Below are 16,914 nucleotides of genomic sequence, written 5' to 3' on the forward strand. Positions count from 1 at the left end.
AGGGCTTTTACCTGAACAGGTATTCGGCTTATTTGATATGAGTCAACTCGTTTGACTACCACCAAAGGAATAATGGCGGCGGTCAAACGGGGGGCCTGTTGATAGGTCCTATAAAAGATTTGAGCTTTAAAATACTAACTTTAGGAAACCATTAAGGTAATCTGATGAGCAACGTTGCGACTGCCGGAACTATGCCGGCATACAACACTAAAGTGGTAAAGGCATTCTCCATCATGACTGTGGTGTGGGGTGTCGTTGGTATGGCGGTTGGTGTTCTGTTGGCAGCACAGTTGGTGTGGCCTGAACTGAATAACCTGCTGCAGCCATATACCCACTTTGGTCGTCTGAGACCGCTGCACACCAATGCGGTAATTTTTGCATTTGGTGGCTGCGCCCTGTTTGCTACCTCCTATCACGTTGTGCAGCGCACCTGTCGCACTCCGTTGATCTCCAACACCATGGCGTGGTTCACGTTCTGGGGTTGGCAGGCGGTGATTGTCGCAGCCGCGATTACCTTGCCGATGGGCTTTACCTCTGCCAAAGAATACGCCGAGCTGGAGTGGCCGATTGATATCGCCATTACCATCGTTTGGCTGGCGTACGCTTATGTGTTCTTCGGTACCATCATGAAGCGCACCATCAAGCACATCTACGTTGCCAACTGGTTCTACGGTGCGTTTATCATCACCGTTGCCATGCTGCACGTTGTTAACAGCATGGAAGTTCCGGTGCACATGTGGAAGTCCTACTCGGTATACTCCGGTGCTGTAGATGCCATGGTGCAGTGGTGGTACGGCCACAACGCAGTGGGCTTCTTCCTGACCGCTGGCTTCCTGGGCATGATGTACTACTTCGTACCCAAGCAGGCTGAGCGTCCGGTTTACTCTTATCGTCTGTCGATCGTGCACTTCTGGGCGCTGATCTCCCTGTACATCTGGGCCGGCCCGCACCACCTGCACTACACTGCGCTGCCTGATTGGGCGCAGACCACCGGTATGGTTATGTCACTGGTTCTGTGGGCTCCTTCCTGGGGTGGAATGATCAACGGCATCATGACCCTGTCCGGTGCCTGGCACAAACTGCGTACTGACCCGACTCTGCGGTTCCTGGTGGTTTCCCTGTCGTTCTACGCTATGGCTACCTTTGAAGGCCCAATGATGGCGATCAAGTCTGTGAACGCTCTGTCTCACTACACTGATTGGACAATCGGCCACGTTCACTCCGGTGCTCTGGGCTGGGTAGCGATGATCTCTATCGGTGCGATTTACCACCTGCTGCCGAGACTGTCTGGCAAAAAAGAGATGTTCAGCGTTCCGCTCATCAATGCGCACTTCTGGCTGGCCACTATCGGTACCGTTCTGTACATCGCCTCCATGTGGGTGAACGGCATTACCCAAGGTCTGATGTGGCGCGCCTTTAACGTAGACGGCACTCTGACTTACAGCTTTGTGGAAGCACTTGAAGCAAGCATGGGTGGTTACATCGTTCGCTTTATCGGTGGCGCTCTGTTCCTGGCCGGTATGCTGGTGATGACTTACAACATGTACCGCACACTCGCTGACACCAAGTCAGAAGAGCCTGCGGTTGCTGAGACCCAGGTCGCGTAAGGGGAAGCATTGTGAAACACGATTTTATTGAAAAAAATATTGGCCTGATGACCATCCTTATTCTGGTGGCGGTCAGCTTTGGTGGCCTGGCACAAATCGTGCCGCTGTTTTACCAGACTGAAACCACTGAGCCGATTGATGGCCTGAAGCCGCTGCCAGCATTGGTTCTGGAAGGTCGCGACATCTACATTCGTGAAGGCTGCCATGTTTGCCACACCCAGATGATTCGCCCGTTCCGCGCCGAAACCGAGCGTTACGGTCACTACTCGCTGGCCAGTGAGCACGTGTATGAGCATCCATTCCTGTGGGGCTCCAAGCGTACCGGTCCAGACCTGGCTCGAGTTGGTGGTCGCTACAGTGACGAATGGCACAAAGCGCACCTTTATAACCCGCGCGATGTAGTACCTGAGTCCAACATGCCGGAATTCCCGTGGTTGTTCAGCAACAAGCTGGACGGCAAGTACACCGCCAAGAAAATGGAAGCGCTGAAAGCGGTTGGTGTTCCTTACACCGAAGAGGACATTGCCGGTGCTCGCGACGCGGTGAAAGGCCAGTACGAAATTGACGCCCTGGTGGCTTATCTGCAACAGCTGGGCACTCTGCTCAAGCAGAAGCGTTAGGCAATGGATAAAGGCACCCTGCAGGGTATAGGCACCATCCTGGCGATGATCGCGTTTTTCGGCATCGTCTGGTGGGCTTACAGTAAACACAAAAAGAAAGATTTTGATGAGGCTGCCGGACTGCCGTTTGAAGACGGTGAGCTGGATGACGAACAAAATCCTGAGAAGAGGCAAGACTGACAATGAGCACCTTCTGGAGTATCTGGATCTCCGCATGCGTAATCATCGTGATTGGCGGTTGTACCTGGTTGCTACTGGCCAACCGTAAAGTTGAATTACGCGGAGAAGACGCTGAAAGCGGTGAAGTACCAACTACCGGCCATATTTATGACGGTATTGAAGAGTACGACAACCCACTGCCAGCCTGGTGGTTTAAAAGCTTTTTGGGCACTGTGATTTTTGGTGTCGCCTACTTTATCTGGTATCCCGGTATGGGTGCCTGGGAAGGGGCTGCCAAGTATTTCAGTGACGATGGTAAGGCCTGGACTCAGGAAGTACAGTGGGAGCGTCAGGTAGCTGCGGCTGACGAGAAATACGGTCCGGTATTTGAGCAGTTCCACAGTACACCGATCAGCGAACTGGTTAATAACCCGGATGCACTGAAAATGGCCAGCCGCCTGTTTGCCAACAACTGTGCGATCTGTCACGGTACCGGCGCACAGGGTGGTTACGGCTTCCCGAACCTGACTGACAAAGACTGGTTGTACGGCGGCGAGCCGGAGACCATCAAAGCGACCATTACTCACGGCCGTAAAGGTGCGATGCCTGCGTGGGGTGAAGTGATCGGTGAGCAGGGTGTTCTGGATGTAACCGAGTACGTACTGAGCCTGAGTGGTCTGGAGCACAACGCTGAGCAAGCCGTTGCTGGTGCCGAAGTGTTCAAGGCGACCTGTACCACCTGTCACGGTGCTGACGGTAAAGGAATGAAAGAGCTGGGTGCTCCCAACCTGACCGACGATGTCTGGTTGTACAAGAGCCCGCGTTTCAGCCTGCGGGAAAGTATTCGTCACTCGGTGCGCAATGGCCGCAGTGGCAACATGCCGGCTCAACAGGATCAGTTGACCCCGGCGAAGATTCACCTTCTGGCGACATACGTTTACAGCTTGTCATTAGAAGAGTAATCAGCAGGCCGGGAGTGAAAGCTTCCGGCCTCTTTTTTAATGGGGTTAATTGACTCCATCACATCTGGTTTTACTTGTCCGTTTTTATCAGGGGATATTGATAGATGTCAGAGAATAAAGCTTCTCGAATAGAACTCGCTCAGGAAGAAGAAGTCGTCAGGATTGTCGACCTTTATCAGAGTGGTGAGAAGATTTATACCCGCCGTATCAAGGGTTTCTTTCGTTCCTTACAGCACTGGACCTGGCTGCCTCTGCTCTCTGCATATTTCCTGCTGCCGTGGATTAACCTTAACGGACGTCAAATCGTCTGGTTTGATCTGGCCGAACGCAAATTCTATGTATTTGGCCTGACCTTCTGGCCGCAAGATTTTATTCTGCTGGCCTGGCTGTTGATTATTGCCGCGTTTGCCCTTTTTGCCATGACGGTCCTGGTGGGGCGGGTATGGTGCGGTTTTACCTGCCCGCAAACGGTCTGGACCATGATCTTTATGTGGGCGGAAGATTTCTGGGAAGGGGATCGCAACCAGCGTATCAAGCTGGATAAGGCTCCGTGGTCATTTAACAAAGTCGTACGCAAAAGTGGTAAACAAGCTACCTGGGTATTGATTGCCTTTTTGACCGGCCTCACTTTTGTCGGTTACTTCAACCCGATTCGCGAACTGGTGGTTGACCTGTTCCGGTTTGATGCAGAGCTGCAAGTTGCCTTCTGGGTACTGTTTTTTGCCGGCGCAACTTACGCCAATGCCGGATTTATGCGCGAGCAGGTGTGCAAGTACATGTGCCCCTATTCACGTTTCCAGGGCTCTATGTTTGATGCGGACACCCTGATTGTCTCCTACAACCAGGAGCGCGGTGAGGGACGTGGACCGCGCAAAAAAGGCGAAGATTACAAAGCCAAAGGACTTGGTGACTGCGTTGACTGTACACTCTGTGTGCAGGTCTGCCCGGTAGGTATCGATATTCGCGACGGCCTGCAGTACGAGTGCATCAGCTGTGGCTTGTGTGTAGATGCCTGTAATGCCGTAATGGACAAAATGGATTACCCTCGCGGGTTAATCAGCTTCACAACTGAAAACACCCTCAAGCACAAAAAGACCCGTATACTGCGCCCGCGCCTGGTGGGATATGTGTTGGCTGTAGTGCTGATGTCGGCAGCGTTTCTGTACACTATGGTCAGTCGTGTACCGGTAAGTGTGGACGTGGTGCGAGATCGCGCCATGCTCTACCGTGAACTCTCCAGTGGTGAAGTTGAAAATATCTACACCCTCAAAATAAACAACATGGACACTCGCGATCACCGCTACCACATCGAGGTAAAAGGTGATTACGACTTCATCTACAAAGGTGATGAAGAAGTAAATGTTGCTGAAGGTGAGGTGCTGAGTGTTTTGGTACGACTGCGATTGAACCCACAGGAAATGACGGTGCCCAATACCGATGTTACTTTTGTGGTGGAGTCACTCACCGATGACAGTGTTCGCGGTGAGCAGGAGAGCCGCTTCCTCGGGCCGAGAAACTTTTAATTAGTGAGATGTAAGCTGTATGGGTAAAATTGGCATCGACCAATCCGGTGTTAATCAATCAGAGAGAAATGCCTTGAATAAACCAGTTTCCAAATCCTGGTACCGCAATTTTTGGCCATGGGCGATTGTTGTGTTGATGGTGAGCTGCATTGTTGCCGTGCTGTGGACTGTGAATATCGCCATTCGCGGCGCCGACGATATGGTGGTGGATAACTACTATAAAGACGGCAAGTTTATCAATCAGGTACTGGATCAGGATGTTCGCGCCAGTGAGCTGAAATTGCGAGCCATGGTTAGCTTTAACCTCAACAGTGATACCCTCAATATTTCCCTGGAAGGGGAAGGGCAGCTGCCGCAAAACCTGCGCCTGAAACTGCTGCACCCGGTTGAGGCCGATAATGATAAAACCGTCGAGCTGAAGGGCAATGGTAGTGGTAGTTACAGCGCTACTCTCAGCGACGACCTGCAGTACCGCTATCTGCTGCGACTGCTGCCTGGCGACAATGACGAATGGCGTCTGAACGGTGAAATTGATTTTGCCCGCACCAGCGAGACTGTTCTGCTGTCGCAATGAGTGCCTCTGACACTAACTCTAAAGACTGCTATCACTGTGGTCTGCCTGTTCCCCCAAACCTTAACCTGACCGTCGATATTGGCGGTCGGGCAGAGCCAATGTGCTGTATTGGCTGTCAGGCAGTGGCCACCGCCATCGTTGATGGCGGCTTGCAGAATTTCTACAAATACCGTTCCACCCAACAGCCCCGCCCCGAACACACCGAAGACAGCTTTGCCGCCTACGACCTGCCAGCCGTGCAGGAGGACTTTGTTCACATCATCGAAGATGAGCAGGGTAGTCGCTTACGAGTTGAACTGCTGGTGGATGGTATTACCTGTGCCGCCTGTGCCTGGCTGATTGAACATCACCTGGAGCGCATTGATGGTGTCACTGCGGTGCGAGTCAATGTCACTACCCACCGCTGCTGGTTGGAGTGGGATAACACCCGGGTCAAACTCAGTACCCTGCTGTCATCTCTGGCGCAAATCGGTTATGCAGCGCGTCCGGCCAGTGATGAAGAGGTTCGCGATGCCCGCCGTCGTGAAAACAACCGTGCATTGCAACGCCTCGGCGTGGCGGGAATTGGCATGATGCAGGCGGGTATGTTTGCCGTGGCACTCTACGCCGGAGCCTTTGACGAGATGCTGCAACTGTTGCGCTGGGTCAGCCTGATTGTGGCGACACCGGTTGTTTTGTTTGCTGCAGCACCATTCTTTCAGGCTGCCTGGCGCAGCTTGAAGAGCCGTGTATTGGTGATGGATGTGCCGGTATCACTGGCCATCGGTCTGGCTTACCTGGCCAGTGTATGGGCAACGGTTTCCGGTGGCGGTGAAGTCTATTTTGACTCGGTGTCGATGTTTACCTTCTTCCTGCTTGTCGGGCGCTATCTGGAAATGCGGGTTCGCCATCGCAATGAACTGCGTATGGAAGGGCTCGGTCAGTTATTGCCGCCGGTAGCGACCAGGGTGACTGAAGGTGATGATGAATCAGTTCCGGTCAAACTTCTGAAGGCTGGCGATGTGATTCGTGTGGCACCGGGGGATGTAATTCCTTGCGATGGCGAGGTGATCAGTGGCAACTCCAGTGTGGTGGAATCTGTGCTCACAGGAGAACAGCGGCCGGTAAACAAGACGGCAGGCAGCGATGTGAGTGCCGGCACCGCCAATACCGAAAACCCGCTGCTGATCAAGGTCACAGCCGCTGGCAACAACACTCGACTCTCCTCAATTCTGCGATTGGTTGAACGGGCGCAGATGGAGAAGCCCAGGCAGGTGGCATTGGCGGATCGGGTAGCCGGTTATTTTGTCGGTTTTGTGTTAGTGGTGGCGACCAGCGTGGCAATGGTCTGGTGGCAGATTGAGCCTGGCCATGCTCTGTGGGTGACGCTGTCGGTGCTGGTAGTCACTTGTCCCTGTGCGTTGTCTCTGGCGACACCAACTGCCCTGGCAGTGGCGACCCATGAGCTGCGTCGGCGCGGATTTCTGGTCAGTCGCGGTCATGTGATCGACACATTGGTACAGGCCGATCGTATCGTATTTGATAAAACCGGAACCCTCACCACTGGTGATATGTCGGTGCAAAAAGTAGTGTGCCGCAGCTCGGTAAGCGAACAGAAAATGCTCGCCATAGCCGCTGCCCTGGAGGCCGGTTCCCGACACCCGATTGCAGCGGCTTTTGCTGATTGTGATGGGGGGCTGAGGGCAACTACTACCGACAATCGTGTGGGCGACGGTGTCTCAGGTACTGTAGAAGGTATTCGTTATGCCATTGGCCGTGAACAGTACATCACTGAGCTGTTTGGCCGCACGGATGACCTGCCGGAGATGCCTGGCGAAGGTGAAGTATGGTTGATGCTGGCCAGTGAATCTGCGGTGCTGGGCTGGATTATGGTGCGTGATCGCCTGAGAGTTGACGCCAGGGAGACCGTAGAAACCTTGCAATCTGCCGGGCTGACTGTAGAGCTTCTGAGCGGAGATCGCCCGGCTGCTGTGGCTGCGATGGCTAACCACTTGGGTATTGATCATTGGCAGGGTGGAGTAACACCCGAGCAGAAACTGGCTCACGTTCGCCAATTGCAGCAGGCTGGCCATAAAGTGGTGATGGTGGGAGATGGTATCAACGATGTGCCGGTTCTCAGTGGCGCAGATGTGTCGGTTGCTATGGGTGAAGCTGCGGATGTCACGCGCATTCATGCCGACAGTATCCTGATGTCCAGCCAATTGCTCGGTTTCGCTTCAGCAGTCAAATTTGCGGCTAAAACGGGGCGGGTGATACGTCAAAACCTTGCCTGGGCACTGGGTTATAATCTGCTGGCACTGCCACTGGCGGCTGCCGGGTTAGTTCCCCCTTGGGCAGCGGCCATTGGTATGTCGGCCAGCTCCCTGATCGTGGTAGTAAATGCACTGCGCCTGGCGCGGTCTGAGCGTGGTCAAACTACTAACGTCGCCTATCTGGAGTCCGAAGTTACCCATGGATAGTCTCTATTTTCTTATTCCGTTGTCCTTGCTGATGCTCATTGGCGGTGTATGTGTCTATTTCTGGGCTGTGAAACAGGGTCAGTATGATGACCTTGACCGGGAAGGCGAGCGGATACTGTTTGACGATGAAACGGATGATGCCCCGATAGATCAACAAGACAGCGACAAAATGTCGCAGGATAAAAAGTAGTAGTTTCGTTAAAATCTTGTGAGACGTGAGACGTGAGACGTGAGACGTGAGACGTGAGACGTGAGACGTGAGACGTGAGACGTGAGACGTGAGACGATCTCCCAATTGCATTCGCACATATCAGATAGTGTTAACAGTTCCTAACCCGAGCAATTCCCAATGATAGAAACCGCCATACTCACCGGACTGCTGACCATGGGCCTTACCAGTGGTGCCCACTGTATCGGTATGTGTGGTGGAATTGCGGCGGCACTTGGATTTGCTGTTGACCCGCAGCGCACCTCACTGGCACAGCGGTTACCGGTACTGCTGGGCTATAACTTTGGACGTGTTATCAGCTATAGCATTGCCGGCGCGATAGTTGGCTGGTTGGGCGGTGTTGGCAATCACTACTTCGACTGGATGCCGATTCTTCGCACCATTGCGGCGGTTCTGTTGGTGATGATGGCGTTTTATCTGGCAGGCTGGTGGCATGGACTGGTACGACTCGAAAAGCTCGGTAGCAGCTTTTGGAAGCTATTGCAGCCGCTGGGCCGCAAACTGATGCCGGTGAAAGGTCCCTGGGGAGCTTTGGCACTGGGTATGGTGTGGGGTTGGTTGCCTTGTGGCCTTGTGTATAGTGCGCTGGCCCTGGCGGCGACAACCGGCAATCCGGCCAGCTCGGCACTGGGCATGATGATTTTTGGTTTATGTACCATTCCAGCCATGCTGGCGGGAGGCATCTTTTCGGATCAGGTTCGGGAGATCCTGCAAAACAAGGCACTGCGGTCGGTGTTCGCTCTGCTGCTGCTTGGCTTTGCAGTATGGATTTTCTGGACTGGCGCCGGTCATATCCTGTTTGGCCAACATGACGACAGTCTGTTGCACTGCGAGCCCTGGCACTGATTTTCAGTAAACAATTTTCTTCTCGATTCCCTTGACGCTTTGCCAAAAATCAACTTTGTTGACTTTCATCAATACCTGATGTTGACTCTAGGCAGACAATAAAAAGAAATTCACCAAGCTGAAAGAGTGCTAGAAGGGGATCACACACTATGTTCAATCATATTCCGGGATTGCTGTTTAATCCGCGCGAAGAGTGGAAAAAAATAGCCCACCTGTCTGACGAATCAATCAAGCGTCAGGTTCCGTATTTTGTGCTAATGGCACTGATTCCACCCATAGGGTTTTTCTGGGGTACAACCCAGGTGGGATGGTCAATTGGCGATACGAGCGAGGTTTATCGTGTCACGATTGAAAGTGCGATTCCGCTCACAGTTTTGTTTTACGCTGCTCTCGTAGTGACCGTTATCTGGTTGGGATACTTTATCCACTGGATGTCCCGTACCTATCGCGCAGATTCTTTCCGGATGAAAGACTTTGTACTGGTAGGTTACGCCATGACGCCGGTATTTGTAGCGGGCATCTTCAGCTTCTGGCCGGTATTCTGGCTGGATCTTTTGATTGCCACAGCCGCATGTAGCTATGCTATCTACCAGTTATATATTGCCATCCCGTTACTGCTTCATGTTCCCGAGGAGCGTGGCTTTCTTTACGCCAGTGCGGTGATGATGATGGTACTGGTACTGGCAGTGGTTATGCTCGGTGTCACAGTGGTGCTGTGGGAAATGGGTATGGTGCCGGTGTTTGTAGATTAAGAGTTTGTAGATTAAGAGTTTGTCCAACAAGAAGTAGCTTGCTAAGCTCTTCTCTGAATCCGAAAAGCCGGGCTTCGCCCGGCTTTTTTGTATCAGAACTGAAAGGAACCTGTTATGCGACTGCTGCACACTATGCTGCGGGTGGGCGACCTGGATCGCTCCATTGCGTTTTATACCGAACTGCTGGGCATGAAATTACTGCGCCGCAATGACTACCCGGAAGGGCGGTTTACTCTGGCATTTCTGGGCTATGGCGAGATTGCTGATAGCACAGTATTGGAGCTGACCCATAACTGGGACACTGACAGTTACGAGCTTGGCAATGGCTTTGGTCATCTGGCGATCGAAGTGGATGATGTCTACCAGGCCTGTGACGCTATTCGCGCAAAAGGTGGTAATGTAGTGCGCGAAGCTGGCCCGATGAAACACGGTACTACGATACTGGCGTTTGTCGAAGATCCGGACGGTTATAAGATTGAATTGTTATCTAAAAAATAATTTCTATCACAAGGAGAGAAACACATGAAAAAAGTGATTGGTACAATTGGTGGTGTATTGGCTGTTGGGGTATTGGCCGGACCGTTTATTACTGCGGGAGTGGCAAAGCAAAGTATTGAAAATGACATCGCCATGATCAATGAGATCCCCGGTTATAAAGCCGAGCTTGTTGAGTATGAAAAAGGCTGGCTCTCCTCCAGTGCGGTATTAACGCTGGGGATTGATACCGAAATGATGTTTGGCCCAGCTATGGCCGATCTGCCAGCGTCTGAGCGGGAGATCTTTAAGTCGATGCCGAATATTGCCCGGTTTGAACTCAGCATGGGGCACGGCCCGGTAATTTTCGCTGATGGCGGTAAGCTTGGCCTGGCTTCTATCAATGGCACTTTGGATCTTTCACACAGTGATAAAGCGGTTGAGTTGCAGAAAAAGCTGGGTATCGATAGCTTTATGACCTACTCATCCCTGATCAATTATTTCGGAAATGCCTCTTTCACGGCTAATTCCCCCAAATTTACCTTTAACCCTGACGAAGACACCACTATCACCTTTGGTGGTATTGATTTGAATGGCGGGTACGAGCGGTCCAACCGCAAAGGGGATGTGAGCGGCCAGATTGGAGAGATCCTGGTTGAGGCGAGTGAAGGCACTTTGAGAGTTGAGCCGATGATTCTGAGTAGCAATATGGAATACATCAGCCCAATGATTCAGTTGGGCAGTGGTGACTTCAAAGTACCTTCAGTTACTTTCTATAAAAGCGATGCAGGTGGTGAGCCATTATTTTCGATGAAAGATCTCGGCGTTAACTACAGCATGGATAAAGACTCCGAAAAAACCGTAAAGATGAACCTGGAATATTCCGTTAATCAGGTTCGGGTTGAAGGGGAGCAAGTGGACAATGCTCGTCTTGGCATGGCCTTTGAAAGAATGAGTATTGATGGGCTGGAAAAATACTACGACTCCTTTGCTGACCTTATGAAAAAACGGCCTGACTATTCGCAGCAGCAAGCGGAAATGGCAATGATTGGACAGGAGATGGCAAATGATTTTCTGCCTCTCTCGCCAGTGATCGCAATCACTGATCTGAGCTTTGAGTACGCCGGTGAAAAACTGTCTTCCAACGCGCGCGTTGAATTTGATGGTAGCAATATGACTCCACCTATCGATCTCAATAACCCAATGATGATGTTGGTGAATCTGGTGGTAGACGCAGAGGCCAATATCAGTGAAGGTCTGGCCCTGAAAATTGCTTCCCGCGCAATGGCGGAGCAAATGGCTGGCAATCCGCAGGTCGAGGGTATGTCACCGGATGATATCCAGCAAATGGCTGAGGCCCAAGCTGGTATGATGTTGCAAATGGGCTTTCTGGAAAAAACAGAAAATGGTTACCGTGCTGTGTTTTCAATGAAAGAAGGTGCAATGACACTGAATGGTGAACAACTTCCGATGATGTAACTGTTGAGGGTCTAGTTGTCTCTTATATAAAAGCCGGGTTGTTTTAAAACAATCCGGCTTTTTTAATTACAGCAAAATCCGGTTTTAGAGTTAAAAATACTTTCCTGACTCACCCTTAGACCATTTTGCTCTTTATCCTTTACCGCCCCCTTGCATAGCTATACTTTTAAATGCCGTAATCCCTCTTCGGAGGAGGTTGTTTATGAGTATGTCACCCGCCCTGAATCATTATCTGGCTGCCCAGCAGCTCAGGTATGATATTTTGTCTCACCCGCATACGAGTAACTCGCTTTCCAGCGCATATGCTGCCCATATTGAACCGGAAAAAGTGGCCAAAGCCGTGGTGGTAAAACATGGTAATCACTACAGCATGTGTGTAATTCCGGCGAGTCACCAATTGATTCTGGAATGGTTGGAATACGAACAGCAGCTGTCATTTGAGATGGCAGACGAACAGGAGTTGCGAGGGCTGTTTCCGGACTGTGAATTGGGAGCGATCCCCTGTGTGGGGCAGGCATTTAATATGGATGTAATTGTCGATACTGCTTTGATGGATAAACAGGATCTCTATTTTGAAGGTGGTGATCACCGTCACCTGGTTCACATGGAAAGTCGCTCATTCCGTTCAATGATGGAAGATGCCTGGCAAGCAGTGATCAGTTGCCCGATTTATGATGAATTTGGCGATGTGGTTCACTAGCAGATAGTTTTTCAACAACCTGCAAACCTGGATGAATATCCACGACCTTGGCATAATTTGAAAATCCGCTGTAAATATTACAGTGGATTTTTTTATACCGCTCAATCTCCCCAAAATAGTTTATTTGGTTGAACCCCACTTTCTGCTATGGTTGCAAAATCAATACAGTAAGGATGCACTATGAAACGCTCTGTGCTGGTGTGGGGTGGCGTGGTTGCGGTGGGGGTAGCCTGGATGATGCTGGCCAAGCAGCCTCCAGTGGCTGTCGAGGTAATGACTGTTGGAACGGGTAAAGTAGAGCATATCGTTGCCAACACCCGAGCGGGCACTGTCACGGCTTGCCAGCGATCAAGATTGTCGCTGCCCATTGGTGGACAAATTGATCGGATCCTGGTGAAAGAAAACGACCGGGTAAAAGAGGACCAACTGCTGATGGTGCTCTGGAACCGCGATCGGCAGGCTCGGCTGGAACAGGCCGAGGCATTCCTTAATTCCGCCAGACTTGAACGGGAAGGTATCTGTGTTTCAGCACAACTGGATCGACGTGAATCCAACCGCTTGAAAGGGTTGGTCAGCCGCGGGCTGGTTTCCACAGATCTTGCCGACAAGGCAGCCACCAAAGCCCAGGCCAGTGATTTCCAGTGTCAGGCTGCCAAGGCACGTGAAGAAGAGGCTGGGGCAGCATTTAGCCTGGCAAAAGCATCCCTTGATCAAACCCGCCTTTATGCGCCTTTTGACGGCATGGTGGCGGAGGTTACCGGCGAAGTAGGTGAGTACTCCACGCCATCCCCCCCAGGTGTCGCAACCCCGCCAGCTATCGACCTGCTTACCAACGACTGCCACTACGTTATTGCCCCGATTGATGAAGTCGACGCCGCTGATATTCGTCAGGGTATGCCGGTGCGGATTACGATGGATGCTTTTCGGGATCAACAATTTGCCGGACGAGTACGCCGTGTTGCTCCCTATATTCTCGACTTTGAAAAGCAGGCCCGTACGGTAGATGTAGAAGTGGACTTTGAGGCGGAAGCCCTTGAACAGCTGAATTTACTGGCAGGTTACAGTGCTGATGTGGAAATAATTATCGAGATTCGCGAAGACGCACTCAAAATACCCACTGAGCTGTTAATTGAAGAAAACAAGGTGATGATGCTCGATAGCGAAGGAGTATTGAAACTTCATTTAGTCACAACCGGAATTGGAAACTGGCGCGAAACCGAAATAATCACTGGTTTATCGGCCGGAGATCAAATTGTCAGCTCACTGGGTTTGCCAGGTGTTGAAGTGGGTAAAAATGCACAGGTAAGTGATAAGGCGAGCGACGCCGGCAATGATTGAATTTAATAACGTCAATAAAACCTACTTAGTGGGCGAAGAACCGCTACATGCATTAAAGGAAATTTCCTTGTCCATAGAGCCAGGCGAATATGTTTCTGTCATGGGACCATCCGGCTCAGGAAAATCAACTTTGCTGAATATGATTGGCTTGCTTGATAGGCCAGACAGCGGAACTTACCACTTAAATGGCACTGCCACCGAATCCCTGCCTGAAGAAGATCGCGCAGAACTACGCCGCGACAACATTGGTTTCATTTTTCAGTCATTCCACTTGATTGGCCGCCTGACCGCTTTTGAGAATATTGAACTGCCATTAATGCTGGCCGGGGCGCCAATTAAACAGCGTCGCCAGCAGGTGTCCGATGTATTGGAGCAGGTGGGGTTAATGGATCGACGTGATCACACTCCCGCACAACTATCCGGCGGCCAATCACAGCGAGTGGCGATTGCTCGGGCGCTTGTTATGAAACCGCGCATACTGTTAGCAGACGAGCCTACCGGTAATCTTGATCTTGCCTCCGGAAATGATGTGGTACAGCTTTTGGAAGAACTCAATCAGGAGGGTATTACCCTGGTGGTGGTTACCCACGATGAGGCATTGGGTAAACGCGCCCGGCGTCGCATTCGAATGGTGGATGGAGAGATCGCCAGTGATGCTTCTACTGAGTCATATATAAAAAGCAGTCGTGAACAGGAGTCTTGAATAGTAGCCATGAACAGCAGCGATAAAATTCGCTTTAATCTTGCTGTACTCGGTCGTTATCGAGTGCGTACAGGGTTGCTGTTGCTGGCCATCGGGATTGGTGTGGCGTCGGTCATTTTACTCACCAGTCTTGGGGAAGGCGCACGCCGTTATGTGAATCGGGAATTCTCGGCATTGGGTAACAATATGCTGATTGTCTTTCCCGGAAAAACCGAAACCGTCGGAGGCATGCCACCCATTTACGGCACCTCTCATCGCGACCTGACGCTGGAAGACGCTGCCGCCATTGGCCAGATTTCGACAATTGAGGATTGGGCGCCGATTATTGCCGGGAATTCGCTGGTGAGTCGCGACAGCCGTATGCGCGAAGTTATTGTAATTGGCAGCACGCCGGGATTTTTTGCAGTACGCCAACTGGACACCGCACGTGGCAATATTCTGCCCGAACGCACCAATGATGATGCCATGCCGGTTTGTGTATTGGGGGCAAAATTAAAGCGGGAGCTGTTTGATAACGACCGCGCCATTGGTGAATGGGTGCGTATTGGTGATCGTCGTTTTCGTGTGATTGGCGTTTTATCAGAGCGGGGTGAATCACTGGGTTTGGATCTTCGCGACGTTGCGGTTATTCCGGTGCGCTCGGCAGAACAGTTATTTAATAGCCCGGGCTTGTTTCGACTTTTATTGTCACTAAAACAAAGCGGCAATGCGGAATACACCAAGCAGCGTATAGAAGCGGTAGTAAAAGCCCGTCATGAAGGGGTGGATGATGTCACCATCGTCAGTCAGGATTCTATTCTCAGTGGATTTGATGACATCCTCACAACGCTTACCATCACTATCGGCGCAATTGCGGCGATCAGTCTGTTGGTGGCAGGGGTGTTGATTATGAATATCAGCCTGATCTCCGTCAGTCAGAGACGCCAGGAAATCGGCCTGTTAAAAGCCATCGGTGCCAGCCGTGCCCAGATCCGCGACCTGTTTTTGGGGGAGTCTCTTTTGCTGGTGGGAATCGGCTCTGCCTGTGGCGTCGCTTTCGCTTTGGCGTTGCTCACCCTTGAACGACAGTTGGCGCCCAGCTTTCCATTAATAGCACCCTGGTGGTCGATTACTGCTGCGGTATCAACTGCCTTTGTATTTGGTGTGCTGTTTTCATGGGTTCCGTCCCGCCGTGCCGCGGATCTCGACCCCGTACTGGCAATGCGAGGAATTGTGAAATGACTATTTCAGGTTGTTATCGTGTTGCTGCGTGATGCACTGCTGTGGATCTGGCGCGCGGTGTGGATGCATCGCGGCCGTTCTCTGCTGACCGTTGTAGGCTTTGCCATCGGTATCGCGGCGATGGTGTTGCTCAGCTCATTTGGCGAAGGCCTGCGGCTGTTTGTGCTGCAACAATTTACCCAGTTTGGCAGCCATATAGTTGGTGTCAGCCCCGGTCAAAATAGTACATTTGGGGTTGGTGCCATTCTGAAAACGACTCGTCCATTAACCCTGGAAGATGCCGATGCCATTGAGCGACTGCCGGGAATAGAAGCTGTGGTACCTGCTGTTGCCGGATTATTGCCGGTGGAGGCAAACAATCGCACTCGCAATACCGATATTTACGCCGTCGGCGCATTAGCGGCACAAGCTTATAAACTGGATTTGGCGCAAGGGCGTTTTTTGCCCGATGAAGAGCGCAGCCAGGCACGACCCTTTGCGGTTTTAGGCAGCGATCTTAAGCAGGAATTTTTTGGCGATGCCCCGGCGTTGGGCGAAGACATTCGTGTGGGAGGCAGCCGGTTTAAAATTATTGGCGTCCTGGCCAGTAAGGGGGAGTTTCTCGGCCAGGATCTGGATAAAACGCTATATATCCCAGTGGCTCGCGGGCAGCAGATGTTTAATCGCGAAAGCCTGATGGGGATCGATGTATTTTACAGCCCTTCACGAAGTGCTGAGTACGTAAGTCAACAGATTACCGAACTGTTAATTCGCCGCCACGGTTTTGAAGATTTCACCATCACCACCCAGGATCAGATGCTGGATACCATGGATAATATTCTCAATATCCTCAAGCTTGCCGGCGGTGGCCTTGGTGCAATTTCGTTGCTGGTAGGTGGCGTGGGTATTGCCACCATTCTAATGATCACTGTCACAGAACGTACCCAGGAAGTCGGTTTACTGCGTGCGCTTGGCGCCACCCGGTTTCAAATTCGTAACCTGTTTTTGGGGGAAGCGGTTTTTCTGGCATTACTGGGGGCGGTCTGCGGAATTGCGTTGATTGCCTTGCTGATGCTGACGGCAAGACTGCTGGTGCCGGGGCTACCCATTGCCATGAGTCCCGGTATTATTTTGATAGCTCTTATCGCTGCGACGGTTATCGGAGCGCTGTCCGGAGTTCGCCCTGCGATTTCTGCTACTCGATTAAGCCCCATTGACGCTCTGCGCTCGGAATAATTTTGCGCTAATTAACAATTCGTCTTAGGTTTAAGACAGTTAACTACAATGTT

At 51.6% G+C, this 16,914-nt stretch carries 17 protein-coding genes; all 17 read left to right on the forward strand.

All coding sequences use genetic code 11. The annotated features are described in order from the left end of the window. Positions 1 to 164: 164 nt before the first annotated feature. On the forward strand, positions 165 to 1,607 hold the full coding sequence (gene ccoN / locus QP938_03975; GenBank protein ID WIO75075.1) for a cytochrome-c oxidase, cbb3-type subunit I: 1,443 nt from the start codon (positions 165 to 167) through the stop codon (positions 1,605 to 1,607). Between the two features lie 11 nt (positions 1,608 to 1,618). Then, positions 1,619 to 2,227, forward strand: coding sequence for a cytochrome-c oxidase, cbb3-type subunit II (gene ccoO, locus QP938_03980; protein ID WIO75076.1), 609 nt, complete (start codon positions 1,619 to 1,621; stop codon positions 2,225 to 2,227). 3 nt (positions 2,228 to 2,230) lie between these two features. Continuing rightward, complete coding sequence (locus QP938_03985; GenBank protein WIO75077.1) at positions 2,231 to 2,407, forward strand: cbb3-type cytochrome c oxidase subunit 3; 177 nt, start codon at positions 2,231 to 2,233, stop codon at positions 2,405 to 2,407. A 2-nt stretch (positions 2,408 to 2,409) separates the two neighbouring features. Next, the gene (gene ccoP, locus QP938_03990) at positions 2,410 to 3,348 is read left to right on the forward strand and encodes a cytochrome-c oxidase, cbb3-type subunit III (GenBank protein WIO75078.1); all 939 of its coding nucleotides are present in this window, start codon (positions 2,410 to 2,412) and stop codon (positions 3,346 to 3,348) included. Positions 3,349 to 3,452: 104 nt separating this feature from the next. Then, positions 3,453 to 4,871, forward strand: a complete 1,419-nt coding sequence (gene ccoG, locus QP938_03995) for a cytochrome c oxidase accessory protein CcoG (GenBank protein WIO75079.1) — start codon at positions 3,453 to 3,455, stop codon at positions 4,869 to 4,871. A gap of 19 nt (positions 4,872 to 4,890) precedes the next feature. Continuing rightward, positions 4,891 to 5,445 carry a FixH family protein gene (locus QP938_04000; GenBank protein WIO75080.1) on the forward strand — a complete coding sequence of 185 codons (555 nt, stop codon included), beginning with the start codon at positions 4,891 to 4,893 and terminating at the stop codon, positions 5,443 to 5,445. Next, positions 5,442 to 7,904 (forward strand): heavy metal translocating P-type ATPase, encoded by a 2,463-nt coding sequence (locus tag QP938_04005; GenBank protein WIO75081.1) that lies wholly within the window; start codon positions 5,442 to 5,444, stop codon positions 7,902 to 7,904. The genes QP938_04000 and QP938_04005 overlap by 4 nt, the downstream gene beginning before the upstream one ends. After that, positions 7,897 to 8,094, forward strand: a complete 198-nt coding sequence (ccoS, locus tag QP938_04010) for a cbb3-type cytochrome oxidase assembly protein CcoS (protein ID WIO75082.1) — start codon at positions 7,897 to 7,899, stop codon at positions 8,092 to 8,094. Before QP938_04005 ends, ccoS begins: the two co-directional genes overlap by 8 nt. Before the next feature lie 159 nt (positions 8,095 to 8,253). Next, positions 8,254 to 8,979: a sulfite exporter TauE/SafE family protein gene (locus QP938_04015; protein WIO75083.1), complete on the forward strand. Its 726-nt coding sequence runs from the start codon at positions 8,254 to 8,256 to the stop codon at positions 8,977 to 8,979. Between the two features lie 149 nt (positions 8,980 to 9,128). Further along, positions 9,129 to 9,731 (forward strand): Yip1 family protein, encoded by a 603-nt coding sequence (locus QP938_04020; protein WIO75084.1) that lies wholly within the window; start codon positions 9,129 to 9,131, stop codon positions 9,729 to 9,731. A gap of 114 nt (positions 9,732 to 9,845) precedes the next feature. Then, positions 9,846 to 10,229 (forward strand): lactoylglutathione lyase, encoded by a 384-nt coding sequence (gloA, locus tag QP938_04025; GenBank protein ID WIO75085.1) that lies wholly within the window; start codon positions 9,846 to 9,848, stop codon positions 10,227 to 10,229. A gap of 24 nt (positions 10,230 to 10,253) precedes the next feature. Further along, a complete protein-coding gene (locus QP938_04030; GenBank protein WIO75086.1) occupies positions 10,254 to 11,684 on the forward strand; it encodes a YdgA family protein in 1,431 nt (476 codons plus the stop codon). 202 nt (positions 11,685 to 11,886) lie between these two features. Beyond that, positions 11,887 to 12,384, forward strand: a complete 498-nt coding sequence (locus QP938_04035) for a YbaK/EbsC family protein (protein WIO75087.1) — start codon at positions 11,887 to 11,889, stop codon at positions 12,382 to 12,384. Between the two features lie 180 nt (positions 12,385 to 12,564). Next, positions 12,565 to 13,722 carry an efflux RND transporter periplasmic adaptor subunit gene (locus QP938_04040; GenBank protein ID WIO75088.1) on the forward strand — a complete coding sequence of 386 codons (1,158 nt, stop codon included), beginning with the start codon at positions 12,565 to 12,567 and terminating at the stop codon, positions 13,720 to 13,722. After that, positions 13,715 to 14,425 (forward strand): ABC transporter ATP-binding protein, encoded by a 711-nt coding sequence (locus QP938_04045; protein WIO75089.1) that lies wholly within the window; start codon positions 13,715 to 13,717, stop codon positions 14,423 to 14,425. Before QP938_04040 ends, QP938_04045 begins: the two co-directional genes overlap by 8 nt. A 9-nt stretch (positions 14,426 to 14,434) precedes the next feature. Next, the gene (locus QP938_04050) at positions 14,435 to 15,646 is read left to right on the forward strand and encodes an ABC transporter permease (GenBank protein WIO75090.1); all 1,212 of its coding nucleotides are present in this window, start codon (positions 14,435 to 14,437) and stop codon (positions 15,644 to 15,646) included. 18 nt (positions 15,647 to 15,664) lie between these two features. After that, the gene (locus QP938_04055; protein ID WIO75091.1) at positions 15,665 to 16,861 is read left to right on the forward strand and encodes an ABC transporter permease; all 1,197 of its coding nucleotides are present in this window, start codon (positions 15,665 to 15,667) and stop codon (positions 16,859 to 16,861) included. Positions 16,862 to 16,914: the final 53 nt, after the last annotated feature.

The organism is Porticoccaceae bacterium LTM1, assembly GCA_030252795.1.
In the GTDB taxonomy this organism is placed as follows: Bacteria; Pseudomonadota; Gammaproteobacteria; order Pseudomonadales; family Porticoccaceae; genus SCSIO-12696.

Excerpts from the sequence above, each read along its gene's own strand:
- ccoN (WIO75075.1), top strand. The coding sequence starts at position 165 with ATGAGCAACGTTGCGACTGCCGGAACTATGCCGGCATACAACACTAAA.
- QP938_03985 (WIO75077.1), top strand. The coding sequence starts at position 2,231 with ATGGATAAAGGCACCCTGCAGGGTATAGGCACCATCCTGGCGATGATC.
- ccoP (WIO75078.1), top strand. The coding sequence starts at position 2,410 with ATGAGCACCTTCTGGAGTATCTGGATCTCCGCATGCGTAATCATCGTG.
- ccoG (WIO75079.1), top strand. The coding sequence starts at position 3,453 with ATGTCAGAGAATAAAGCTTCTCGAATAGAACTCGCTCAGGAAGAAGAA.
- QP938_04000 (WIO75080.1), top strand. The coding sequence starts at position 4,891 with ATGGGTAAAATTGGCATCGACCAATCCGGTGTTAATCAATCAGAGAGA.
- QP938_04005 (WIO75081.1), top strand. The coding sequence starts at position 5,442 with ATGAGTGCCTCTGACACTAACTCTAAAGACTGCTATCACTGTGGTCTG.
- ccoS (WIO75082.1), top strand. The coding sequence starts at position 7,897 with ATGGATAGTCTCTATTTTCTTATTCCGTTGTCCTTGCTGATGCTCATT.
- QP938_04015 (WIO75083.1), top strand. The coding sequence starts at position 8,254 with ATGATAGAAACCGCCATACTCACCGGACTGCTGACCATGGGCCTTACC.
- QP938_04020 (WIO75084.1), top strand. The coding sequence starts at position 9,129 with ATGTTCAATCATATTCCGGGATTGCTGTTTAATCCGCGCGAAGAGTGG.
- gloA (WIO75085.1), top strand. The coding sequence starts at position 9,846 with ATGCGACTGCTGCACACTATGCTGCGGGTGGGCGACCTGGATCGCTCC.
- QP938_04030 (WIO75086.1), top strand. The coding sequence starts at position 10,254 with ATGAAAAAAGTGATTGGTACAATTGGTGGTGTATTGGCTGTTGGGGTA.
- QP938_04035 (WIO75087.1), top strand. The coding sequence starts at position 11,887 with ATGAGTATGTCACCCGCCCTGAATCATTATCTGGCTGCCCAGCAGCTC.
- QP938_04040 (WIO75088.1), top strand. The coding sequence starts at position 12,565 with ATGAAACGCTCTGTGCTGGTGTGGGGTGGCGTGGTTGCGGTGGGGGTA.
- QP938_04045 (WIO75089.1), top strand. The coding sequence starts at position 13,715 with ATGATTGAATTTAATAACGTCAATAAAACCTACTTAGTGGGCGAAGAA.
- QP938_04050 (WIO75090.1), top strand. The coding sequence starts at position 14,435 with ATGAACAGCAGCGATAAAATTCGCTTTAATCTTGCTGTACTCGGTCGT.